The organism is Alkalinema pantanalense CENA528 (genome assembly GCF_050753345.1).
Taxonomy (GTDB): Bacteria; Cyanobacteriota; Cyanobacteriia; order Leptolyngbyales; family Leptolyngbyaceae; genus Alkalinema; species Alkalinema pantanalense.
Map to the genome: position 1 here is coordinate 25,386 of NZ_JBLZFX010000028.1, position 25,697 is coordinate 51,082.

Annotated in this window: 16 protein-coding genes; 9 read left to right on the forward strand and 7 right to left on the reverse strand. The window is 49.1% G+C overall.

Features of this window, described 5'->3' with window-relative positions; genetic code table 11:
• The first annotated feature begins 280 nt into the window (after positions 1–280).
• The 3 genes from ACN4EG_RS11445 (at position 281) to ACN4EG_RS11455 (ending at position 7,586) form a co-directional block, all read left to right on the forward strand.
• Positions 281–5,005, forward strand: a complete 4,725-nt coding sequence (locus ACN4EG_RS11445; RefSeq protein WP_431629558.1) for a PAS domain-containing protein — start codon at positions 281–283, stop codon at positions 5,003–5,005.
• A 323-nt stretch (positions 5,006–5,328) separates the two neighbouring features.
• Positions 5,329–5,787: a response regulator gene (locus tag ACN4EG_RS11450; protein WP_431629559.1), complete on the forward strand. Its 459-nt coding sequence runs from the start codon at positions 5,329–5,331 to the stop codon at positions 5,785–5,787.
• Positions 5,788–6,365: 578 nt separating this feature from the next.
• Positions 6,366–7,586 carry a sensor histidine kinase gene (locus ACN4EG_RS11455; protein ID WP_431629560.1) on the forward strand — a complete coding sequence of 407 codons (1,221 nt, stop codon included), beginning with the start codon at positions 6,366–6,368 and terminating at the stop codon, positions 7,584–7,586.
• 289 nt (positions 7,587–7,875) lie between these two features.
• On the opposite strand, the gene ACN4EG_RS11460 is transcribed toward ACN4EG_RS11455, so the two are convergent.
• From ACN4EG_RS11460 to ACN4EG_RS11470, 3 genes are all read right to left on the reverse strand, one after another.
• Positions 7,876–8,991 (reverse strand): phosphotransacetylase family protein, encoded by a 1,116-nt coding sequence (locus tag ACN4EG_RS11460; RefSeq protein WP_431629561.1) that lies wholly within the window; start codon positions 8,989–8,991, stop codon positions 7,876–7,878.
• Positions 8,992–9,155: 164 nt separating this feature from the next.
• Positions 9,156–9,533, reverse strand: coding sequence for a type IV pilus biogenesis protein EbsA (gene ebsA, locus ACN4EG_RS11465; RefSeq protein ID WP_431629562.1), 378 nt, complete (start codon positions 9,531–9,533; stop codon positions 9,156–9,158).
• Positions 9,534–10,086: 553 nt separating this feature from the next.
• Positions 10,087–12,042 carry a GTPase family protein gene (locus ACN4EG_RS11470; RefSeq protein WP_431629563.1) on the reverse strand — a complete coding sequence of 652 codons (1,956 nt, stop codon included), beginning with the start codon at positions 12,040–12,042 and terminating at the stop codon, positions 10,087–10,089.
• A 290-nt stretch (positions 12,043–12,332) separates the two neighbouring features.
• On the opposite strand from ACN4EG_RS11470, the gene ACN4EG_RS11475 reads away from it, so the two are divergent.
• Positions 12,333–12,548: a chlorophyll a/b-binding protein gene (locus tag ACN4EG_RS11475; protein WP_431629564.1), complete on the forward strand. Its 216-nt coding sequence runs from the start codon at positions 12,333–12,335 to the stop codon at positions 12,546–12,548.
• A gap of 227 nt (positions 12,549–12,775) precedes the next feature.
• Here the strand turns inward: ACN4EG_RS11475 and polA are convergent, their stop codons facing one another.
• Positions 12,776–15,682, reverse strand: a complete 2,907-nt coding sequence (polA, locus tag ACN4EG_RS11480) for a DNA polymerase I (protein WP_431629566.1) — start codon at positions 15,680–15,682, stop codon at positions 12,776–12,778.
• 142 nt (positions 15,683–15,824) lie between these two features.
• On the opposite strand from polA, the gene ACN4EG_RS11485 reads away from it, so the two are divergent.
• From ACN4EG_RS11485 to ACN4EG_RS11505, 5 genes are read left to right on the forward strand one after another with little or no spacing between them, the layout of a single operon-like run.
• The gene (locus tag ACN4EG_RS11485; protein WP_431629567.1) at positions 15,825–17,309 is read left to right on the forward strand and encodes a type I restriction-modification system subunit M; all 1,485 of its coding nucleotides are present in this window, start codon (positions 15,825–15,827) and stop codon (positions 17,307–17,309) included.
• Positions 17,310–17,349: 40 nt separating this feature from the next.
• A complete protein-coding gene (locus ACN4EG_RS11490) occupies positions 17,350–17,952 on the forward strand; it encodes a Uma2 family endonuclease (protein ID WP_431629568.1) in 603 nt (200 codons plus the stop codon).
• Between the two features lie 12 nt (positions 17,953–17,964).
• Complete coding sequence (locus tag ACN4EG_RS11495; RefSeq protein WP_431629569.1) at positions 17,965–18,273, forward strand: nucleotidyltransferase family protein; 309 nt, start codon at positions 17,965–17,967, stop codon at positions 18,271–18,273.
• A 16-nt stretch (positions 18,274–18,289) separates the two neighbouring features.
• Positions 18,290–18,607 carry a HepT-like ribonuclease domain-containing protein gene (locus ACN4EG_RS11500; RefSeq protein WP_431629592.1) on the forward strand — a complete coding sequence of 106 codons (318 nt, stop codon included), beginning with the start codon at positions 18,290–18,292 and terminating at the stop codon, positions 18,605–18,607.
• 40 nt (positions 18,608–18,647) lie between these two features.
• A complete protein-coding gene (locus ACN4EG_RS11505; RefSeq protein ID WP_431629570.1) occupies positions 18,648–19,862 on the forward strand; it encodes a restriction endonuclease subunit S in 1,215 nt (404 codons plus the stop codon).
• Positions 19,863–19,948: 86 nt separating this feature from the next.
• Here the strand turns inward: ACN4EG_RS11505 and ACN4EG_RS11510 are convergent, their stop codons facing one another.
• The 3 genes from ACN4EG_RS11510 to ACN4EG_RS11520 form a co-directional block, all read right to left on the reverse strand.
• Positions 19,949–22,288 carry a CHASE2 domain-containing protein gene (locus ACN4EG_RS11510; protein WP_431629571.1) on the reverse strand — a complete coding sequence of 780 codons (2,340 nt, stop codon included), beginning with the start codon at positions 22,286–22,288 and terminating at the stop codon, positions 19,949–19,951.
• A gap of 388 nt (positions 22,289–22,676) precedes the next feature.
• Complete coding sequence (gshB, locus tag ACN4EG_RS11515) at positions 22,677–23,648, reverse strand: glutathione synthase (RefSeq protein WP_431629572.1); 972 nt, start codon at positions 23,646–23,648, stop codon at positions 22,677–22,679.
• A gap of 126 nt (positions 23,649–23,774) precedes the next feature.
• Complete coding sequence (locus ACN4EG_RS11520) at positions 23,775–25,628, reverse strand: tetratricopeptide repeat protein (protein WP_431629573.1); 1,854 nt, start codon at positions 25,626–25,628, stop codon at positions 23,775–23,777.
• Between the last annotated feature and the right edge of the window lie 69 nt (positions 25,629–25,697).

Here is a 25,697-nt window from a genome sequence, read left to right on the forward strand (position 1 = left end):
AATGCTCTAATAAGCTATCTCACTAGCCAAGGTTAAAGAGGAAGCAGTGAATTTTGAAGCTTTGTAGTCAACTAATTTTGATTAAAGACTGCTCCAAACAAGTCTTAGCCTGACTACAGTGATGATTTTCTGACCTCTTCCAGTACATATTGTGAAATTGCCTGACTGCTGAAGAAACACGTCCTAAGTTTTAAGGAGTGTTAAGGAGTGTAACAACTCCACAATCAGGTGTATTACAGTATGAATTACCCAAGCCTTGGTTGTAACAGCTTAAGATGGTATGACCTCAGCCAATCTCCAATTAGCCCCCACAGAACGAGTTCACCAGCTAGAACGATCGCTGCGACTGTTGCGAGCCTGTAATCGGGCCTTAATTCGGGCCCAAGAAGAGTATGAACTTTTACAAACTCTCTGCCAGTTAATTGTGGACTTGGGGGAATATCGCCTAGCTTGGGTGGGGTATGCCCATCAGGATGCCGAGAAAACGGTTCAACCCGTTGCCTATGCAGGCTACGAAGCAGACTACCTACAAAACATTTCCATTACTTGGGCCGAGACTGCCTGGGGGCTAGGGCCGACGGGCAAAGCCATTCGATCGGGCCAACCCTGTGCCGTCCAAGATTTACAAAACGAGACAGACTATGGCCCATGGCAACTGGCAGCCCAACAACGGGGATACCGAGCCTCGATCGCCCTACCCCTAATCCAAGATCAACAAGTATTTGGAGCCTTAAATATCTATGCTCCAACTATTAACGTTTTCCAAACTGAGGAAATTGAGTTATTAACTGAGTTGGCAGACGATCTTAGCTATGGGATTAGCGTTTTACGGCAAATCAAAAAACATAATCAGGTACAACAAGCTCTAGAATTCCAAGTTACGCTTGATCAATTGATCGCACAGGTTACCCACTCTTTCATTCAAGCTCAGTCCCAGGACATTAATCCCCTGATTAACGCTGCCCTCCAAGAGATTGGTGACTTTACACAAGTTGAAAGTACTTACGTTTTCCGATATTCCGAGGATCACCAAAGTCACAGCATGACCCATGAATGGGTTGCAGTTGGCATTGCCCCTCAAATCCACAGGACGCAAAACTTACCCGTCGCTCAGTTTCCCTGGTCAACCTTGCAGCTCCAGCAGGGAAATGTTGTCTATATTACGAATCTCAATTCCTTGCCCCCAGAAGCTGACCTCGATCGCCAAAACTTTCAGAACTTTGGGCTGCAATCCCTGCTTGCGATTCCCCTCAAGATCCATGGTCAAATCCTAGGTTTTGTTGGCTTTTCTTCATTCCATCACATTCATTTTTGGTCAGAAAATAACATTCGGCTGCTCCAAATATTTACTGATATTCTGGCCAATGTACTTCAACAACAGCAAGCAGAATTGGCTTGGCAAATTAGCGAACGGCGTTATCAATCCTTGGCAGAAGCCGCACCCGTAGGTATTTTTCGCACGGATGCAGAGGGGCATTGTATCTATGTCAACGATCGCTGGAGCCAAATGACCGGCTTACCCCCAGAAGCCGCTTTGGGAAAGGGATGGGTCGCTTGCCTCCACCCCGACGATCGCGATCGGGTTGTCTCTGCGTGGCAACAAATTATTCAAACAAAGTGCACCTATCAACAGGAATATCGATTCCAACATACTAGTGGTGAATTATATTGGGTCTACGGCCAAGCTATCGCTGAATACAATACCAATGGAGACGTAATCGGCTATATTGGTACCATTGTTGATATTACAAATCAAAAACAAACAGAAATCGCCTTGAAAATTCAGCGGGATTTTAATCAGCTCATTACCGAAATTACCGGTCGATTCATTGAGCTAAATCCTACAGCAGTCGATGCCGAAATTAACCGAACCCTGCAACTCATTGGCGAAATCAGTCAATCCGATACTAGTTATCTCTTTCAGTACGACGAGGGTAGCCGCACATCCAGCATGACCCATGAATGGGTGAAATCAGGCTATCCGCCCCAAATGACCATGGCTCAAAACATTGCTTGTTGGGATTTATTTCCCTGGAGTAGTCCGAAGCTGATGCAGCGAGAGACGGTCTATGTTTCCCACATCGCCGAACTTCCGCCGGAAGCCGCGATCGATCAAGCGAATTGGCAGTCCTTGGGTCTAACGTCAGTGGTGATGATTCCTCTGCTCCAGCGATCGGAGGTGATTGGCGTGATCGGGTTTGCCTCCTTTAGTCGTCCCATACGGTGGGAAACAGAAGCCATCCGTCTTCTACAAGTCATGGGACAGATCATCGTTAATAGCCGCATTCGCATCTCCACCGAGCAACAGTTACAGGAGAGCGAAGAACGGCTGAGGTTGGCTCTATCTGCCGCCAATCAAGGATTGTACGATCTCAATCTCCAGACCGGAGAGGCATTGGTTAACCCGGAATATGCCACGATGTTGGGCTACGATCCAGCGACCTTTGTTGAAAACAATACCCAATGGATTGACCGTTTGCACCTCGACGATCGCGCCTCCGTTACCCAGGTTTTCCAAGACTACATCACAGGAACCATTCCAGAATATAAAGTCGAGTTTCGCCAACGCACCCAAGCTGGAGACTGGAAATGGATTCTTTCCCTCGGCAAAATTGTAGCCTGGGATGAAAACGGCACGCCCCTACGCATGCTAGGAACCCATACCGACATTACCGATCGTAAACGGACCGAAGAAGAACGTCTGCGATCGACCCACCTTCAAAATGAATTAAAGCTCCTAGAAAACCTCCTGGACACCGTCCTAGCAGGCTATTGGGACTGGGATATTGCCAATCATACGGAATACATGAGTCCTGGGTTAAAGAAAATGTTGGGTTATGAAAATGACGAACTAGCCAACGTTCCAGAAACTTGGCAGACGCTCATTTTTCAGGAAGACCTGGCTAAGGTATTTGAAAATTTTGATCAGCATGTCCAGAGCCATGGAGCCATTCCTTACTGCAACGAAGTGCGCTATCACCATAAAGACGGCTCCACCGTTTGGGTGATCTGTGCAGGGCGGGTGATTGAGTGGGATGCGGTGGGCAAGCCCTTACGAATGATCGGTTCCCATGTAGATATTACCGATAGTAAGCGAGCACAAGAAATTCTCCGAACGAATGAAGAGCGATTGCAGCTCGCGCTAGAAGGCTCTGGAGATGGGTTGTGGGATTGGAATATTATCACAGACGCTGTTTATTTGAGTCCTCGATGGTTAGAAATGCTCGGCTACAGCGTTGGTGAACTCCCCGGCCATGTCAATACTTGGCAGCATCTCATTCATCCAGATGATGCCGCCCATGTCTTAGCTACGCTGCAAGCCCATCTCAAAGATAGTTCGATTCCCTATGCCTTTGAGTACCGCATGCAACATCGATCGGGCGAATGGCGCTGGATTGCCAACTATGGCAAAGTCGTGAGTCGCGATGCTGCAGGTACCCCCTCACGGATGGTCGGCATCCACCGTGACATTACCGATCGAAAACAAGCCGAAGCGGCCCTCAAAGAGAGTGAAGCCCGCTTTCGCTATCTCGCAGACCATGCACCAGTTCTCATGCTGATGACCGATGCCAACCAACATTGCATCCATTTCAATCAGCGCTGGCTAAAGTTCACAGGTCGCACCTTAGATCAGGAAGTTAACCATGGGTGGACAGACGGCATTCACCCCTCTGATCGAGCCTTATGCTTACAAACCTACGCCAACGCCTTTAAAACCCATCAGCCCTTTGAACTGGAATACCGTCTAAGACAATTCGATGGTCAATATCGTTGGTTACTGTTCACAGGCGTTCCCCGCTTTGATCCGAACCATGTTTTCTTGGGCTACATTCTCTCAGGAACAGACATCACTGCCCGCAAACAGGCAGAAACTCAAGTGCTACGCCTCAACACCACCTTGGAAAACGCCCTAGAAGGCATCTCTCAGTTAACTTTGGAAGGTCACTATGTCCAAGTCAATCAAGCCTACGCAGAAATCTGTGGATATACACCGGAGCAACTCATCGGCCAACCTTGGCAAAGAACCGTTCATCCCGACGATTTGCCCTCCTTAGAATTGGCCTACCAAACCATGCTGGAACAAGGTAAGGCCACCGTAGAGGCTAGAGGCATTCGGCAAAATGGCTCACAGTTTTATAAGGAAGTTGCCCTCGTCTTAGCCCACAACGAAAAGGGGCAACTGATCGGTCATTATTGCTTTATGAAGGATATTACAGCTCGCAAACAAGCGGAAGAACAGTTACAGCAAGTCAATCGAGAACTCCAGCGATCGAACCAAGAGCTAGAGCAGTTTGCCTACATTGCCTCCCACGATTTGCAGGAGCCCTTGCGAGCCATTATTGGGTATACCCAATTACTGGAGGAAGCCTATACCCGTCCCCCCACCCCTGATCTCGATCCGCGTACGCAGGAATACATGACATTCATCATCCAAGGCGCGAAACGAATGCGATCGTTGATTCAGGATTTGCTCACCTATTCACGAGTAGGCAGCCGTCCCCTCACCCCTGTCCCTACAGACTGCAATGAGATTCTGGTAGAGGTCTGCAATAGCTTACAAGTCGCCATCTCAGAGCATAAAGCTAGCATTATTTGTGATCCCTTACCAACCCTATGGATTGATCGCACCCAAGTGATGCAACTGTTCCAAAATCTGATTGGCAACGCGATTAAGTTTAATCAAGCAAACAATCCTCAGGTGCACATTCGGGTCAGTGAATTTCCTGCCGATCCCACCCGATGCGATCCCCGGTCTCCACCAGAGCACCATTGGCGCTTTTCAGTCCAGGATAATGGGATTGGGATTCAACCTAAGTACCTCGATCGCATCTTTGAAATCTTTCGCCGACTCCACAGCCAACAGAAATTTCCGGGTACAGGAATTGGGTTAGCCATTTGCAGAAAAATTATTGAGCGCCATGGAGGAGAAATTTGGGTGGAATCCGAGCCAGGAAACGGAACCACCTTTTACTTTACGCTGTCAGATTTAGACACCACAGTTTAAATCTGACATTCATTTGCAAGGGTTCAGCCCGGTTACCCATAATCGTCACATTCAGCTCTGCTACACTAATGCCCCTGAGATATTTCTACGAAAGATATGATATTAGCCCCCTCAACCTGCGCCAGATCCCCCACCTGAAACAACTCAAAGGTGCAATCTCCCAGGTATCCTAAAGCCTGCCCCTATTCCCATTAGCAGTTCAGAAATCTGGTGATATTCCAAACATCTTCCTCAAAAATCTTGCGGTAGAAATAATAACCATTGGCTGGGATGTTCCCTAGTTGGCCCAATCTTTCTATATCCCTAATTCTCAGGTTTCCACCATGTCTTCTCCTATGCAGGATAGTTCCTTTGCCCGCCCGATCGAGATTTTGCTGGTGGAAGATTCGCCCAGTGACGCAACCCTAACGATACGTAATCTGGAAAATAGCAAATTAACCAATCGCGTCCATTGGGTCGAAGATGGAGATACCGCGATGGCCTATCTACGTCAAGAGGGTGAGTACAGCAATCAAGGTCGCCCAGATATTATCTTGCTAGATTTAAACTTACCCGGCATGGATGGGCGAGAAGTCCTAGAAGCCGTTAAAACTGATCCTCAACTCCATACCATTCCTGTCGTGATCTTGACCACGTCTGAGAACGAAACCGACATTTGGGCCGCTTATCAAATGAGCGCAAATTGTTACATCACCAAACCCGTTGATATTCATCAATTTATTCAAGTCATCCAGTTAATTAATGATTTCTGGCTCACGATCGTCAAGCTCCCAAACCCATAGTTAATACACCTATCAACCTTCCTATCCCCCCCGGATTCCATAAATGCGATGACTAACAGAAAATTTTAATGATAGGTAAAGGAAATTATGGGGCACAATAGTAAATAGTTGTAATACCTAGTCTGCGCCCAATCATCTAAGTATATATAGCTACTCACTACGGTGTCCTGTGATCCGCACTCTAATCCGCACTCTGATAAGTTATCCTCGCTGACAAGCAAATTAGATACATTACCCCTAGTTTGTGACCTGTCTATCCTTTTGACTCGATTTTGCAGTGGACTACAAAAATCGAAGTTTGTACCCATGAGAAATCTTGATGCATCCAATACACTTAAGGGATTCCTTGTTGCAATCCTGATTGCAATCAGTGATAGGTAATTCTCACACCTACAGTCTGCCATCTACAGGCTGGGGAGTGGGAATAGGGAGAGTAATCTTACTTAACGTAAATACTCTTCATCCCTTAACTAAACGAACTAGGTGATGCAAGGATGCGAAGGTTGAAGGAGTTTTTATCACTCTTTTGAGTGACAAGTTACTCTTTGGAGTGAAAAACCATTGGTTCAGGCCCTGTAATGATACAATCACGCTCTATCAATATTCTGCTCGTTGAAGATAATCCAGCAGATACCAGCCTTTTTCGTCGCGTGTTTTGGAGATTAGAGCAAGACACTTGGAATCTTGTCGAAGTACAAACCCTACAAGACGCCATCTCCACTTACAACGACTACCTCAGTTTATCCCAAGGGCAACAAACCTTTGATGTGGTGTTACTAGATTTAGGACTGCCCGATGCCACTGGGTTGGATACTCTGAAGCAATTTCGAGCGGCGCTGCCCAATGCAGTGGTGATTGTACTAACAGGGCTTGATGATGAAAATCTTGCATTACAAGCCGTGGGAGAAGGCGCACAGGATTACTTAGTCAAAGACCAAGTCACAACACAATGGTTATTGCGAACGATTCGGTTTGCGATCGAACGTCAGAACCTGTTCAATCAATTAAAGTACAGCGAAGAATGTGCCCGCAATTCCCTAGAGCGTGAACAAGAGTTAAATCACCTGAAATCCAGTTTTGTGGCCATGGTGTCCCATGAGTTTCGCAATCCCCTAGGAACCATTCGAAACGGGATGGAAATTATTAGACAACTGTTGCCAGAGACTTTATTAGAAGCCAATACTGAGAAATGGTTCAACCAAATTGAATCCGCTACAGATCAACTCGTTTATTTAGTTAACGATGTTCTGCTATTAAGCCAAATGCAAGCTACCAACTTACGATGTAATCCAATCTCCGTAGACCTAGAAGATTTTTGCAGCGAGATTATCGAAACCATTTCCTACAGCTTAGACGATCGACTCCATTCTATCTGGTTTGACAAGGTGGGGGATTCAGTCACTGTCTTTACCGACACAAATCTACTCTGGCATATCTGTACAAATCTTTTATCTAACGCAATTAAATATTCTCCTCAGGGAGGGGTCATTCAATTTGGCTTGACCTACCAAAGGGATCACGTCATCCTTCAAGTACAAGATCCAGGTATTGGAATTTCTGAAGAAACTCAACGTCATCTATTTGAAAGTTTTTATCGTGGCAACAATGCTAAGGGAATTGCAGGCACAGGACTGGGACTTGTGATTGTTAAACGCTGTGTGGATGTGCTTCAGGGAAACATTCAGATCACTAGTCAACTGAATGTTGGCACAACTGTTACCGTTACTCTGCCCCTAACTTACCAGCCCACCCCAGCCTCTGAACGTAGTGAATTGAATGGGGTTCATGAAGTCTCGTGAGGTGAAAGGATAGCAAGCCATTTTAGACCTCCCCATACACTTACCTCAACAACCACTAACCTCAACGACTTCACCTCCCATCAGCACCTCAGGCATCTAATCAGAAGGTGAATTCGACAGGTACAATTTTCCTTCACAAATCCTCTGTACTGGAACCGAGCATTGACTTTCGGGGGGTATCGAGGGAGTAGAATCCCCTGAAAGAACAAAGATCGAGGAGAAGTTCCCCGATCTTTGCTGCGGAGCAGCCCTGACGATCGATCCGCACCCCGAATTCATCAAACTCACATTAATCAGAACTTTCGCTAGCTTGCATCGGCACCCGCTCGCCGCCGAGTGCTTTGAGTAAGCGATCGCAGTCTAGATGAGCCGCAGCCATTTCGTAAACGCATTCCACCTTGATCGGCTCATGCAACCGTACCTGCCCAAAGGCATGATCGATAATTTCCACAGTCGTTAAGGTATCTAAGTCCACTGAGAGAATGGGAATCTCCATTTCCTCCGCCCGAGCCAAAATTGTCTTACTGGGGGCAATATGTCCCGTTAAGATCAGACATTGGGTTGAGGTTTCCAACGCAGCCAGTTGAAGATCTGTGCGATCGCCGCCAGTGACCACCGCCATATTATGCCCCTGACGAAAATACTTCAACGCAGAATTAACATTCATGGCCCCGATCGTTAAGCTTTCCACCAGTAAATCCAGCCGATCAGTACGGCACAAGACTTCTGCTTTGAGTTGGTGCACTAACTCTGCCACACTGACACTCCGAAGCAAAGTACTGCTCGGCAGCACACCAAAGACTGCGATACCTTGCTCCTCTAAGAAGGAACGCATCTGCTGGGTTGCAGTGGTCCAATGCTTACTGGGCACATCATTGATCACAACGCCTAAGAACCGATCGCCCAGTTGCTGCTTCGCTGCCAATAAACTATCTAAGAGCAAAATCGAGTGATAGCGAGCGACTAAGAGAATCGCCCCTCCCACCGCATCCGCCATTTGCCCTAAGGACAAATCAAACAACCGCCCCTCATGCAGCGTCCCAGGGCCCTCTAAGATCACCAGATCACCTTGCTGATTGGCGGACTGTTGCTGCAATTGAGCTAGGTAGGTAGGCCATTCATTGGAGCACAGACGATTTGCAATCCGCTCCGCACTAAGATTTAGAACCGTGGGTTGCACTCGATCGCCCACTAGTTTAAGCGTTTCCGGGATAAAGGGGACATCCTCATCTTCATCCTCACTATTTCCGATATCTCCGCTCAGAGGCTTGCCATAGGCGATATCTAGCCCTTGGGCTTGTAACTGATGGGATATCCCTAAAATGACAGCCGATTTACCACTGTAGGCTTCCAGAGAACCCACAACTAGATATTTTGCGGACTTTGCCCCGTCCTCGCTTCCCATGCAGATTCCGATCCTATGCGTCTAAGCTATGCATTTTAAGTAGTATAGAGGACGATGATTCCCTTCGGGTTGCTCCAAAACCAGGGAACTAAAAAAGGGCCGTGATCAACACCTGCCCTTGAAATAAACTGTTCTAAAATTAAATCTTCACAGCTTCTTCATCACTAATCTTCGATGCGTAGGAGCTTACGATAGAACCCCTGGGAAAAATCTGCAAGACGACTGCGTTTGAAGTTCATAATGACTTCAATCAAAAAGTCAACAAACTCAAAATTAGCCATCATTACTTCGTAGCTCAGTTCTGCATTGCCATCAAACTGGATGCGACAGCGACAGAGGTCAGCGGGAAGAGAAGAGACATTCCAAGTTGCAATAAACGGAATACTATCAGCACCTTCAATGTTCCGCTGACCTTCCAAACTACCTCGTTGGTACAAGCTAATTGCAAAGGGCAGTACTTGCTTTTTGCTGGTTTGGGGATAGTAGGGAACATACACCCCACATTGAGGAGCTGGCGCTGGTTGAAGTTTCTCGATGGACATGGATCTATTGATTCAGGCGATGAACTCAAGCGTAACGCAGGATAGATGAAGGGAAAATAAATTTTGAAAAAAGATTAAATTCCCCTAATTCCATCTGAATTTAATTCACCTTATTTTGCCCAAGGGATCGCTAGTGATACCTTATTTTTTCAGATTTTTTGCTGATGAGAGGCGAATGTCAGCCTCAGGGAATAGAACACCGTTGTTTTAGCTTGATCACTGGTGAAATTGATGGCAGACGACATCCCATACCCAATTGATTGATCGGTGCTACAGGTTCCTAGCCTCCTTTTTTAAGGGATTTTAAGGGAGAATTCGTCTCAATTTTTTGAAAGTCTCCTTTTTTCTTGGCCTAGCCTCTTCGCAGGAGATAGGGCAATTTAGGGGTATCATCATGGGTTGCAATCACAAATTGCTTGGATAGTTAGGTTGCCAGATGGCATTTTGGCGGTTAGGCGTCTTGTCAAGTAGCTGGTGCATCTTGCCAAGGGGAAAGGGCAGGCGGCAATATCAGAGTTCTTCAAGACATTGATTGAGACATTGATTGAGACGTTTATTGAGACATTGATCGATCGAGAAATTGCACAAAGCGATCGCCTAATTGATCCACCGGAAGCATTCCTGTCCAATATTCCACAACAGTCTGTCCAAAGGCCCAGGCATTGCGATCGGCGGTGCCTGCGGGATTCGTTAGCACCGGCCACAGGGCTAACAGGTCAAACGCGGGTGCTGGGGCACGATCGGCCAATAGGTTGTATAGCTCGTAGGCCATTTGCAATTTACCAATCACCAGCGGTAATTGCTCTACTGGAATTTTTTCAGCGAGCAGAATGGCGAGGGCTGGCGATCCGGTCGTCAGCGTTGAGAGAAAGTTGAGCACGGGACTTTTCAGGAAAGCCGCTAAGCCTTGGGTGGTAGCCATTTGGAAGCTGTATTGGTCAATGATTTTGGCCGCCGCCAGACTTCGACTATCCAGATCATTCAGGAAGCGGGCCAGACGCAGTTGCTTGGCAGGCTCCAGTACATTGACGATCGCCTGGGACAGATCGGCTAGTCCCCAAGGGGCGCGATTGACGCCAGGATCCACACTTTGGGTTACGAGGGGAAAAATATCACGCAGCAGGGGGAAGGTCTCTCGGCGGTAGGCGATCGCCTCTCGAATCGCGATTTCCTTGGGTTGGGTACCCGTGCGCCAGTTGTAGGACGGTTGCCATTCCCGCAGAGGCCGCAGGCGATCGACTTGGGTGACAACTCCGAACAGGGGGAGATCCGGCGCAACACCTTGCAAATCCCGTAGAAATTCCAGATCCATTTGCAAGGCCGGATCCAAAGCTGGCATCACAAGCAGCAGCACATCACAATCCTGAGCATGATCCAAGACCTGATCCCGCAGATCCGATCGATTGACCTGTTCATAGCCGGGAGTATCCCACAAAGTCAAGGCTTCCCCTGTGGGAGCTTGCCAGCGGTAGTCGCGAATCGTATCTGTACTGGGCAGGGCATCTACCTCCGCCTGGGGTGCCACAAACAGGGTGTTAATTAAGCTGCTTTTACCTGCGCCCGTGCGCCCCACCAGCAATAGATTGACGGGCTTTTGGGCAACAACTTCCGGGGGACTCGCCTGGGTCAGAATTTCCTTCAGGGTTCGAGTTTCAGCCTTGGGTAGCGCAGGTGGAAGGGCATCGGGTAGCGCGGGTACAAGTTGTCCACTTTGCTGACTTTGCCCACTTTGCTTATTTTGCCCACTGTAGAGGGCGATCGCCTGCTGGGAGAGGTTGCGGAGGATAGCTTCCCGGAGCAGTTGGCTGAGGTTACCAATTAATTCCTGGGTGGCGCGGTTGTTCGTGCCTTGGGTGAGGGTGCGGGTGGCAGCAGTGGCGGGATTGAGGATCCATTGAGCCCATTGCCACAGTTGCCAGACCTTGCGGGCGGAAGGGGCCAACTTTTGATAAATTTCGTAGGCTTCGTAGGCTTGCCCAATCGTCAGTTGATTGAGAACGGGGGACAGCTTTTGCATCCACTGATCCAGGTCATCTACCGTTCCCCGCAGCAGGGTATAGGCTTGGGGCACATAGATGTTGAGCAACGGCTGCTTGGCTTGGGGTGCGTAGAGGTGGGCGATCGTACTAATCAAGCTCAGGCAGCGCTGCCAAAACAGATTCCAGTCCTGCCAAACGGGGGGATCGCTGCGGGACTCGTCCAAAAGGCGCTGGAGTTCGGCCTCCGCTTGGCTAGCAAGCGTATCGCCCGTCGGCGTAGGGGCGGAATCACTCACCGGGGGCAATTGGCTAGACAGTTCCGCGATCGCTTCTTCTACCTGGATTAGTGCGGGTTTGGTCCATTTCACCAGCAGCCATCGCCAACCAACAAAGAGCAGCCCAATGACCGCCCAAATCCAACTGAGGCCCCAGGCGTGGATTTGGGTACCTGCGGCAATCAGCAGGAAGGTCACAACCAGGGCGATCGGCGCAGCGAGAACCACCCACTGCCAAGTTTGCAAACGAACCATAGACAACGCTCAGAAGAAAAGGTCAATTGGTCGATCGTTGGGCAAGTCCATCAGAAACACCCATGCGATCCAATCAGCCCTGGGGCCTGTCTTTCAGTCTAATCAAGGAATTTGAATCCCGATCAAGAGGTGCTGGATTGCCTGCTCCCACTGGATTGTGGGCACTTTTATCCGTCATTGAGGGCGGAATACCCCTCTAGAAATTTCGGATGTCTTTACAAATCGAAATATCTTTATTAAGATAAGTTAAGAATATGAAGCACTTCGAAAACAAATCTTGAGGAAACCCCATGAGAAGCGGCGAAATTATTGACGATCAAGGCAAAATGAACAACTTCGCGATCGAGCCGAAGATGTCCTACGTTGAGAATGGTCAATCTCAGTTTGGTTTTAATCCCTATGCTGAGAAGTTGAACGGTCGGCTGGCGATGATTGGTTTTGTTTCTGCGATCGTCCTAGAAATCGTTACGGGGCACGGTGTCGTCGGATTTTTGACTGGGCTGTAGTTTGAGTGGTCATCGGAATCGATCGCGCATTGCTACACCGTAAAATAAGCAATAGAGAACTCGAGGCTTGGGTATCACTACGATGAAAGCCTCGGTTTTTTTATACTTTTTTACACAATCAGTTTAGGAACGTAGCCTAAATTGTCTCGTCACCGATTTTTTCCAACCTATTCCTATCTAAAGTCACCAATCACCAATCACAAATCCTAACAAGCTAGCTGATGGGTTTACTTCGTTTCCATCCAGTTTTCTCCTGCATGAATTTCCACGACGAGCGGTACTGTTAACTCAACTGCCTGTTCCATCGTATTTTTAATTACAGGCTGCAATTCTGGCCAAGCCGTGGGATCAACTTCCAGAACCAATTCATCATGCACTTGCAATAATAAATTCGCCTCATACTGCTGCAACTGTTCAGACAATCGAATCATGGCCAATTTGATAATATCTGCACTGGAACCCTGAATCGGTGCATTGGCCGCAGCCCGCAATAGCTGGGCATCGTACTGATCCCGCAATTTAATCTGGCTGAGATCGATCATGTTGGGATCTTCCCCTCGCAGCCGTTTCAACACATCACTGCCAAAGGAAAAATAACGCCGCCGCCCACAAATTGTTTCTACGTAGCCCTGGGCGATCGCATCCCGTTGCATTTGCTGTAGGTAGGCAAACACACGGGGATAACGTTCGTTAAAGCGATCGATAAACCGTTTTGCCTCCGTTGCTTTCACCCCAGCTTCCCGCGCAAACCGCTGGGCCCCCATGCCATAGATCACACCAAAGTTAATAATTTTCGCCAGTCGTCGCTCTTCCGACGAAATTTCTTCCTTTTCAAACAGCAAAGTCGCCGTTAAACGGTGGACATCCTGGTTATTGCGATAGGCATCCAAGAGCGTCGGTTCCTGACTCAGGTGGGCTAAAATCCGCAGTTCAATCTGGGAATAATCCGCCCCCACCAGTAACCAACCTTGTTTAGGCAGAAACGCCTTACGAATTTGCCGACTGAAGGCTGTGCGAATGGGAATATTCTGCAAATTCGGTTCCGAGGACGACAAGCGTCCCGTCGCCGTCACCGCTTGATTAAAATCGGTATGTACCCGCTGGGTATCTGGACGAACTAGGGTCGGTAATTTATCAATGTAAGTCGATTTTAATTTCGATAATGTGCGATGCTCAATAATTGCATCAATCACTGGGTGATCCCCTTGGAGTTTTTCCAGCGTTGACGCATCTGTTGAGTAACCTGTTTTTGTTTTTTTAGATTTCTTCCGATCGAGCCCTAGTTGATCAAAAAATAGCTCACTTAGTTGCTTCGGCGATCCTAAATTAAATTCCCGCCCTGCATCTTGGTGCGCTTGTTCCTCTAGCTTTTGTAAATCCTGTTCCAGGGTTTTGGAGAATTCATTCAGGTAGCCACTATCGATGCGAATCCCGATCGTTTCCATTTCAGCTAATACAGGTTCTAGCGGCAGTTCCACCGTTGTAAACAGCTTCCACAGGCTGGGAGATTGCTGTAACTCCTGCTGTAGCGTTTCCCGCAGCAAAAATGTCGTGTAAACGTCCGCCCCGCAGTAATGAGCCGCCGCCGCGATCGACACATCCGCGATCGTTTTCCCCTTAGGCACCAGTTGCTCGTAACTTTGCTGAGTGATTCTCAAATACGCTTCACTCAGATCCTTTAATCCATGCTTTTGTTCTGGATTAATCACATAACTGGCCAGCATCGTATCAAAAAACACGCCCGATAAGTGCACACCCTGAAATTGCAACACTAAGCGATCGTACTTGGCATTTTGCAGCACTTTGGGATAATCGGCACTTTCCAAAATCGGGCGCAACGCTTCCAGCACCTGTTGTTTCGGTAAATTCTGTCCTGTGGTGTGGTGTAGGGGAATATAGGCCATGCCATCAGCAGTTCCAGCCCAGCAGCAACCGATTCCCACTAATTCGGCATCACGGGGTTCCAACGATGTCGTTTCCGTATCCCACGCCACCGGAGAATTTATATCCTTTTGCTGTTTCAACCGTTCTACTAACTGATTAAGCTGTTCGATCGTATCGACAATCCAGGGCGTAATCTTCATCGTTGGCGGGGGAGTTGCCGCTTCCGTTTCCTCTGGACTGAAGAACCAGGTATCTTCCGCACTATCATCGATCGCACTCGCGCGATTAGCTTCAGCCTTCCCAGGCTCTGTTCCCGTAGACTCAACCACCTCTCCAGATAGGCGCTGCCGCAGCTTTTCCATCTTGGATTTAAACGTGCGGAATTCCAACCGTTCCAGTTCTTGGCCCACCGCTTGACCATCAAAGGCACGCAACTGGCAATCTTCCAAGGGCACAGGCAACGGAGCATCCAAATGAATCTGAGCCATCCATTGGGAATGGAGCGCAGAATCCTTGCCCTCTTCTAGCTTTTTCTTAACGGCTCCCTTGAGTTGATCGATCGCGTCATAAATTCCATGCAAAGACCCATAGGTATTAATCAACTGGGCCGCCGTTTTTTCGCCAATGCCCCGCACCCCAGGAATATTGTCTGATGGATCGCCGCAGAGGGCTTTAAAATCAACAATTTGGGACGGCAGCACACCCATTTTCGTTTTGACTTCCTCCACGCCAAACTCCTTAGGCGGCGGCGTGGCTTTGCCAAAGGTAGTGCTCATGTAGAGAATTTTGATGCGTCCCGCTTCGTCCACCAACTGAAATAAATCCCGATCGCCGCTTAATACCTTGACTTGAAATCCCTCCGCACTGGCTTTGCGGGCCATCGTTCCAATCACATCATCCGCTTCATACCCCGGAGACACCACAATTTGCAAATTCATCGCCTTGAGGATTTCCTGTAAATTATTGAGATCAGGAATAAAATCCTCAGGAGTCTCAGCACGGTTGGCTTTGTAGGTTTCATCCGCCTCGTGGCGATAGGTGGCTCCACCGAGATCAAAGGCGATCGCGATGTAATCTGGATTTTCTGCCTCGATCGTTTCTAGCAACGCTTTAATGAACCCGTAGGAAACGCTAGTGGGAATCCCGGTGGAAGTCCGAAGCCCGCCATCGCGACCTTTGGCAAAGGCATAATAGGATCGGAACGCGAGTGAGTGTCCGTCTACAAGGAGCAGTTTTGGAGAGGCAGTCATCGGCGCGACCCAGAAAAATTACCATCCCCCATTGTATAAGGCTAGGGGAAGATCAGGCTATGCCCTTGCGGGGGAGAATGGATTGCTAGGGACGACGGCACTGTAGCATGGTAGATAGGAAGCCAATGTAGCAGGGCAAACCATGATCACCGGTGAGTTAAAGTCCAAAGTTGATAAATTATGGACCACCTTCTGGAATAACGGTATTAGCAATCCCCTCTCCATCATTGAACAAATTTCCTATTTGTTATTTCTGAAGCGATTAGATGATTTAGAACTTGCCAAAGAACGTAACGTCCACCCTTTGCACCCCACCCTGGGCGATCGGGTCTTTATGCCCGAGCAACAGCATTTACGCTGGTCTCACTTTCAGCACTTAGCCAATGCAGAGGAAATGCTGCGCATTGTCCGAGACGAAGCATTTCCGTGGATGAAAACAATGGGACAGGGAACACATCCCACAACCTATGCCCAGCACATGAAGGATGCTGTCTTTTTGATGACCTCTCCAGCACTCCTAGCAACCGTGGTGGAACAAATTGGGCAAATTCCTCTGCAAGATCGAGATACCAAGGGCGATCTGTATGAATATATGCTCTCCAAACTGAGTACAGCAGGAACGAATGGTCAGTTTCGGACACCGCGTCATATCATCAAGATGATTGTGGAATTGATGGCTCCGGGAACGCAGGAGGTAATTTGTGATCCAGCCTGTGGAACTGGTGGCTTTTTAGTTGCAGCAGCAGAATACGTGCGGAATCTCAAAAACCGTCAGGGGAATGGATTACTCAACCCCCCTGAGAATTGGGTACATTTGAACCGTGAAATGTTCCACGGCTTTGATTTTGATGGAACGATGCTAAGAATTAGTAGCATGAACTTGATGCTACACGGCATTACCAATCCCCTCATCGAGGCGCGGGATTCATTGTCAGAGGAGCATGCAGCGGTGGAGGAAGCCTTTACACTGATTTTAGCCAATCCTCCGTTTAAAGGGTCGATCGAAAAAGCTACGATTGCCAAGAACCTCACCCAAACGGTCCCCACAACGAAGACAGAATTACTATTTCTAGCATTGTTTTTACGGTTACTAAAGCCGGGGGGACGGGCAGCCGTAATTGTGCCCGACGGAGTGCTATTTGGCTCATCTAAGGCCCACCGAACCATTCGTAGGATTTTAGTCGAGGAGCACCGAGTTGATGGCATCATTTCCCTGCCTGCGGGCGTGTTTAAGCCCTATACGGGTGTCTCAACGGCGATCGTGATATTTACCAAACTGGGGATACAGCAGGGAGGCACGGAGCAGGTTTGGTTCTACGATATGCAGGCGGATGGATTTTCGCTGGATGATAGGCGGCAACCTGTGGCGGAGAGTGACATTGCAGATGTCCTACACCGTTGGCAAACCCGTAATCCAGAACAACAGACAGATCGAAGCCACAAAGCATTTTTTGTCTCATCTCGGGAAATTGCAGCCAATGGCTACGACCTATCCCTGAATCGCTACAAGCAGGCAGCCCATGAGGCGGTTCAGTATGAGGCCCCCCAGGTCATTTTGCAAAGATTACGGGCCTTGGAGGAGGAGATTCAGGTGGATCTCGATGCGATCGAAAAAATGTTGGGATAATAGGAGTACCGTAGCCCGTTCTTTTGGAGGTGTGGCTTCTATGACAGTTGCAGTGACTGCGATGGGGTTAGCAGATTTCCTAGCCTACGAGGATGGCACTGACACCCTGTATGAGTTGGAAGATGGAGCGTTAATTGCTATGCCGCCAGAAAGTGAGGTGAATCGACGCATCGCCACGTTTTTGCTGATTTATTTTGCTCAATGCGGTGTTTTGCCTCAGCATTTAACCATGAAAACAGAATTGGTGGTGCTGGGGGCACGGGTTGGGGTACGGGTACCGGATTTGATGGTGTTATCTGAGGCGTTAGCAGAGGCACTAGCTGGAGCAACTCGATCGACCGTCACCATGGAAATGCCGCCACCTCGCTTAGTGGTGGAAATTGTTTCTCCAGGGAAGCAAAATATAGATCGGGATTATCGCTACAAGCGATCGCAGTATGAAGCGCGGGGAATTGCAGAGTATTGGATTGTTGATCCGATCGTGGAGCGAGTCACGATCCTGACGCGGGTGGAGGGGTTGTATGAAACAGAAACATTTGAGGGGGAAATGGCAATTCGATCGGCGTTATTGACAGAGTTAGCTCCTAACCAGAACTTGACAGCAGCCCAGGTTTTAGTATCTGGAACATCAGTAAGCAGTTAGAGGAGAGATGAAATGGGCGTTGAGAATAAACAGCAAGTCATTCGCTTAGTTGCGGATCATCACCAAGTCTTACAGCAATTTGGGGTCAATCGTTTTGGGTTGTGTGGGTCGTTTCGACGCGGTGAGATGAACGAAGCAAGTGATGTGGATGTATTGGTGGTATTTCAGCCAGGAATGAAGACGTTTGCTGACTTTATGGATCTATGTTTCTTCTTAGAGGATCTATTTGGGCGGAAGGTAGATCTTTTGACACCAGAGTCATTGAGCCCCTATTTAAAAGATAAAATTCTTGCCGAGGTAGAATATGTCTCGTTCACTTAGGGTGTATTGACTGCATATTCTAGAGGAAACAACGTATCTACTGGAAACCTGTGAAGGTCTCAGTAAACAGGATGTTCTCAATAACGCAACATTTCAAAGATCTTTTATAAGAAGTTTAGAAGTAATCGGCGAAGCTACGAAAAACTTACCAGAAGATTTTAGGCAAAGGCATCCACACATTCCCTGGAGACGAATGGCCGGTATGCGAGACAAGTTAATTCATGACTATTTTGGGGTGGATTATGATATCGTTTGGGATGTGGTTATCCATCAAATTCCAGAGCTACACGAACAGATCGAAGCACTGATTCAGAGAATTCAGATCAACGAATAAATGAATTGGTATCAGTTGAACCTAGTAGACAAATTCAGCAATGAATTGGCAATCTGTTTCTCTTCGATCGATCGCCAAGGTTATCACCAAAGGAACTACACCAACTTCGATCGGTCATAGTTTTTCCCAAACAGGCATTCCCTTTTTACGAGTTAATAATATTGATAACCATTACATCACCTTGGATGACGTTCTTTTCATTGATGGACAAACCGATGCAGCCCTGGCTCGCTCCCGCATTCACCCCAGAGATATACTAGTTTCGATCGCGGGAACTGTGGGAAGAACCGCCGTCGTGGCCCCCAGTCACCCTGCGATGAACTGTAATCAAGCTGTGGCAATTATTAGGCTGCAGGATTGGGTTGACCCCGATTATTTAGCCTATTGGTTTAGCAGTGAAGAAGCTATTCAACAGATCACAGCGTTACAGGTCACTGGCACGATCGCGAATCTGAGCTTGAACAGCATCAAAAACCTGCAAATTTCCCTACCCTCTCTGGAAGAACAACAGCGCATTGTCACCCTTTTAAATCGAGCCAACGCCGTACGACACAAGCGCAAGCAGACCATTCAGTTAACCGAAGAACTCCTACGATCGATCTTTCTCGATCTCTTTGGCGATCCAGTGACCAATCCTAAAAATTGGGATAGGCTCGCTTTAGGCCAAATTGCCACCATTCAAAAGGGCCTACACGTCACTCCTAAACGGCAGGCGTTCCCCCTAGAATTGCCCTATCTGCGCGTCGCCAATGTATACCGAGATCAACTGCGCTTAGATGCCATCAAAACCATCCGGGTCACCCCCCAAGAACTCCAGAAAATTAGACTTGAACCAGGCGATCTCCTACTGGTAGAAGGCCATGGCAACCCTGAAGAAATTGGCAGATCGGCGGTGTGGGAGGGGGCCATACCCAATTGTGTTTACCAAAATCACCTCATTCGGGTCAGAGTCGATCGCGCCCTCGCCAATCCAACCTACATCAGCGCCTACCTCAACTCCCCAGGCGGACGACGCCAATTTGCACAATTCGGCAAAACCACATCTGGGCTAAAAACCATTACTGCATCTAATGTAAAAGCAATCACGATCGCCTGTCCACCGCTGAAATTTCAACAACATTATTGCGAATACCAACGGCAACTGACCCACACCCTACAGATAGCGCATCGCCATTTCCAGGAAGCTGACAATCTCTTCAACACCCTTCTCCAAACCGCTTTTCGGCGTGAAGCGCATTCTGTTCAGCCCCGTTAAACTTATTCTTGCAATTGCATCTGTCTTACAATTGCATTTATCTTGCTATTGCACTGACTTGATCTACATTCAAGTTTAGCGTGCATTTAATCTATCTGATAATCTGTCTGATCCGCGATCGCGAATTGGCTTTTCCCAGCTTGTTTAGCGCGATACATAGCCGCATCCGCCTGCTGTAACAACGTCTCTATATCTTCCGCATGGTTGGGATATAAGCTAATCCCAATACTGGTTGTCACTCTGACCGTGTGCCCCTCTAGGACAAAGGGCTGCGCTAGGGTATGGAGAATCTTGTCCGCCACTCGAATCACTTCCTGAATCCCAGGCACCGCTGGCAAAATTACCGTAAACTCATCCCCTCCCAACCGAGCCACCGTATCACTCACCCGCAGGCAGCAAGTTAACCGTTTTGAGACAGATTTCAATAACTGATCTCCAATGCCATGGCCCAACGTATCATTCACCTGCTTAAAACCATCCAAGTCTAGAAATAACAACGCCACCTGACGTCGGTTTGCCTGGGCCCATTCGATCGCCTGTTGCAATTTTTCATGGAAATGCTGACGGTTGGGGAGTCCCGTTAATGGATCATGATGGGCCAGATAGCTCAAGCGATTTTGAGATTGCCGCAACTCTTCATTGGATTTCGACAGTTCCGCCGTCGTCCGACGCAGTTCTTCTTCCACACTCTTGCGCTGAGTAATATCCCGAATCACCCCCACTAATAACAAATTGCCCGCCGCATCCTTATGGAGCGATCGCTTCGTGGCAATGTAGTAGGTTGTGCCGTAGATATTCGTCAATTGTTCTTCGTTTTCCTGCTCGGTTTCCCGCCGAAACACTTGAGCATCCTGCTGCCAGAAAACATCCGCCTCATGCTTGGGAAACACGTCGTAAACCGTGCGTCCCACCAAATCCACCACGGGAACCCCCACAAATCGGGCATAGGCCTCGTTCAGCACAATCCAACGATGCTGTTTATCTTTCACGAAAACCGGATCAGGAATCGTATCAATCACCCGCCGGAGAAATTCCGTCGATCGCTTCAGTTCTTCTTCAGAATGGGCCACATAGCTAGTAATCACCGCCGCTGCACCCACCAGCCCAAGAATAGGAGGAACCACAGGAATGATCCAACTAAAACGAAACGCGGCATAGCCCACTCCCACGACAATGATGCAGGCAACGGCGATCGCCGCCAACGATCTCCGAGGGGTTCGCAATCGCCAACACATCACCGTGCCCAACCAAGTCCACAGCCCAATCCAGACCCACTCCAGCACCTCTGAGCCATTGTGCAACAGCGGACGGCGATCCAGCGCCGCACTGATAATTTGACTAATAAATTGGGCCTGCAACTCCACACCGCTCATCAGTTGAGTCCGTTGCTTTTTGTCCAATAGATGGAGTTCGGAGTTGTAGGGCGTGGCGGAAAAATCTTTGAGGCTAATAGCCGTTGAGCCAATCAGCACAATCCGATCGCGGATCAAATCCTGAGGAACGTCACCATTCAACACCTGACTCAAGGAAACCATGCGGAATGACCCCGTGCTTCCTCGAAAATTAACCCAAATTTGGTAAGCTCCAACATCGGCACGGATGTAGTTACCATCATCCGCCTTAAGTTGATGAAAAACAGCGGAACCTAACTTCAGATCGCGGGAATTGGGCTTGGCTCCCTTGGGTAAGACCCCGTAGGGTTTTAGGTAAAGTTGCGCAAGCTTCAGAGCAAAACTTTCTTGATAGAGGGGACGATTGTCAGCTTGCCAGTAGAGGATCGATCGCCGTACAGTTTGATCTGGATCCGAAATAATGTTATTAAATCCTACCTGACCCAGTTCATCCAACGGAGCGGCTGGTTTCACCCCAGATGCATTGCTTTGATCCGGCAGTTGCTCAATGCCGATTAAATTGGGCATGGACTTCATGACTTCAACCAGCTCAAGATACTGATTGTCGTTGGGTAAATCTCGATAGAGATCAAGACCGATCGCCCGAGGATTAGCAGCCTTAAGGGTTTGTAGTAGCTGGGTCAACGTTTTGTTGCTAATCGGCCAGCCTCCCACCCACTGCAGATCTGCTTCATCAATGCCGACAATTAAAATTCGTTCATCGCGTGGTTCGGGGGGACGTAAGCGAAAAAACTGATCACTAACGCTGAATTCCCATCCCTGCAAAATTCCCGTTGACCGCAATGCAATAATGCCAGTAGTAATCCCCAGGGCCGTGAGAAAAGTGCCACTCCGCATCCAAGCTGTCCGGAGGCGATCGAGGAGCCACGCCGATCGCGACCGGGCATTGATCGGGGAACTAGATTTACGGGGATGCGGAAGTCTAAGAGTCACTGCTAGCAAGACGTAGGCGAGGAGCAAGCAAAGGTAAGCGATCGATGCGTTCACGCCTTGGAACCCAATGTCAAAGGCCAAGGTATGTAACAACCATTCTGCAAACGAGCGTTATGCAAATCGGTATCGTGTAGATCAGTGCCAGGGAAGACATTCCTCAGCGATCAAAACCTAGGAAATTTGTCTCAAACGGGATCAAGAGAACTCTTGATCTGAATCGTACATTCCAGCAGGAACCTTAGCATAAACAGCAATAGGATTCGCTATGCCATTCCTCCAGATATGATCATCAGCAATGGCTGCTTGAGTGGACGCCCTGGGAGACAGTGGCTAACGGATTTCCATTAGGCAACAACTTAGACCATTCAGTCAGGCCATCCAGTCAGCCCCTCAAACGTGATTGAGTCCTACAAATGTACGGTGGAATCGTCGTTGGGAAAATCATACTTGGGAGATAAAAATCATTCAATTAAATTTTTTGTCGAGTTTGAGTCACCCACTCAATCACTTGGTGGCCAAGACGGACATGGCTAAGCCGATCGATCTCGCGAATCCCCGTGGGACTGGTGACATTCACTTCCGTTAGGTAACCGCCAATGATGTCAATGCCGACAAAAACGAGGCCATCGCGTCGCAGGCTAGGGGCCAGTTGAGCACAAATTTCCCGATCGCGATCGGTGATATCAATCTGGTCAGCCCGTCCCCCCACAGCCATATTGCCCCGGAACTCTTCTCCGGTAGGAACGCGATTCACCGCCCCGATCGGCTCCCCATCCAGCAAAATTACACGCTTATCTCCCTGCTTAGCATCGGGTAGATAGGTCTGCACCATAATGGGCAAGCGGCCTTGGTGGGTGCTGATTTCGACGAGGGAGTTGAAATTACGATCGCCCGGTTCCAGAAACAAAATCCCTTCTCCTGCCTTGCCCCCCAAGGGTTTGAGTACCGCTGCGCCTTGGTCTTCCAAAAACTTGCGGATGACTTGTTTATCTTGGGTGACGATCGTCGTGGGTACGGCCTCGGTAAATTGCAGGGCATACATTTTTTCGTTGGCGGCTCGCAACCCACTGGGCGCATTGAGCACCAAGGTTTTGTGGCGATCGATGTAGTCCAGAATGTACGTCGTATAGAGATACAGGGTATCCACAGGCGGATCGACCCGCATAAAGACCGCATCCATGGATTCCAACGGTTGCAGCGACGGATCACCCAAGGTATACCAGTGGGCCACCGCAACCCAGCGATTGGCCCCCGGCGTCACGGGAATCAATTGCACAGGCTGAAGGGTGGCCCAAGCTTTACCATCGATGACGCTGAGTTGACTGGCATAGGTAATCCAGACTTCATGGCCCAGTTCCTGCGCAGCCTCCATCATGGCAACACTGGAATCATGGGTTGGATCAAGCCGCTCGATCGGGTCAATGATGAATGTCAGTCTCACGGAAGGGTTCCTCGGATTCAGCAAACGCAACGTCTCTCACCATAGCGCAATCGCGATCTGACTGGCTCCCTGCGCTCTTCTAGGCGGCCCCCAAGCGCTTCCCGGTCTCACTACTGGGATTGGTCACTACTGGGATTGGTATTCTTCTAGCAGGCGGAGGGTTTGCTCATAGGGTTCTGGGCCTAGGACACGGATCAGATCAGCCTTTTCCTGCTCCAGCAATAGGAGAAACTGTTCCCCCAATTTCCCCTGAAGGACGGTCAGCAGTCCTGCCGCCTGTCGCCATTCCGACGCCTCCAGGAAATGCAGGTAATGGATTGCCAACAGCCCTGCATACACCACCTGATCCATCTCACCCAGTTGGTAACAAGCCTCCGCCATGGCAATCAAATTAATCCCATAGAGATAAATATCCCCCGATCGCCGTAGAGAACTGAGTCCCGTCTTGATGTGGGCTAGGGCTTGCTCCGGTTGACTCAAGGCAATGTAGGCAAGCCCTAGGCTCGTGGCACAGAGTCCTTCACAGACAGGATCCTCCAACACCTGGGCGACTTGGAGTCCTTGGGTCAGATAGGCCATGGCCGCTTCATAGACCTCTGGCGGCAGTTCTAGGGCTTGGGCGCGGCAAACTTCGCTGTAGCCCAAGTTGGCTAAGGCATGGGCTTCCCCGAGCCGATCGCCGTATTGCCGACTCAGGATTAAGGCCCGCTGACTGTAGTCGATCGCAGCCTCATATTGCTTCAGGGCCACGGACGTTTGCCCCATCATGTTGAGGGCAGCCACTTCGCAAAGACTATCGGACGCCGCTTGGGCAATTTCGCGGGCGGAGGTGTAGATTTCCAAGGCATCGCGATGCAGACCGCGATTGCGCAGGAAGGAGCCTAGCAGGGTTAACAACCGGGCCTTTTCCTGGGTGCCCTCCACCTGTCGCAGGGGGGCACTGAGATAATCCATGGCAGATCGAAAATTGTTGGTACCGATGATGCCAAAGCTGCTGTTGTAGAAGGGAAAGTACGATCGCTGCGCTAAGGATCGCAACACCTGGAGGGCCGCACGAAAGGCAGCGGTGGCATACTGCTCACGGTGGTGGGAATTCAGCAACGTGGCATGGTTCAGACCATTGGCCAAACCAACCCACACGGCGGAAAAGCCCACAAAAATCGCTGCACTGAGCTTTGCCCCCAGTTTGGAATCATAAACCCGTTGATCGGCCCAGACGCCCAATCCTTGCTGGAGCCGTTGCAAAACTAAGGTGAGTTCCACCCAATCCTGCATTTTTACAGCGGTTTGCTGGGACGCCCAGACATCGATCGCCTGATCGAGTTCGATCGCGTGAAAGAGCGATCGCGGCAGACTCCCGATCGGTTGCTTGGCCCAATAGCCCCAGGGACTCAGCCGCTGACTACTTTCCGCAAACCCCATGCCCTGCCGCTCATAAATCCAGGCCACCAGATGTTCCCGCAGCGCTTGCCACGAATTCAATCCTTGCAAAATCCCTTCCGCCAGTTGTTGCAAATCCTGTTTGGTATCGGGATCAGTGAAGGCTTGGCGCAGGGCGATCGCTAATTGGTTCAATTGCTCAGTGGTCAGGGGGTTCGCTTGGTTGGGATCGATAACCGTCAAAAAGGCCAATAACCGCTGCTGTGGCTCTGCGGTAGTGATTTGGTGAATGGCAGTGGCGACCGTGCCTCGGGCATGGTTATCCTGCTGGTAGCGACCCCAAGCACTTTGCAAAGTTTTCAGCGCCCGCAAAGCCCGTTGCGCCTTGGCCTGCTTCATTTCATCGCGGGAATCCTCCGCCTGCTGTTGGGTGGTGGTACTGCGATCGATCAAGCAGGTGGCAAATTCTTCATCACTACCCGGTTCCAGCTCCTCCACCAACATCTCATACACCTGCTCCTTCGATCGAATTTGACCTTTCAGGGTCATTTGCACAATGTTTTCGATCAAGGTGGTGTAACGGGCTTGGAGATCGGCCATGGAGGGTGCTATCAGGAAAAAACAGCTTGTACTTCCAGGGTAAAGGACAAACCTCAAAGGTGGAAGGAT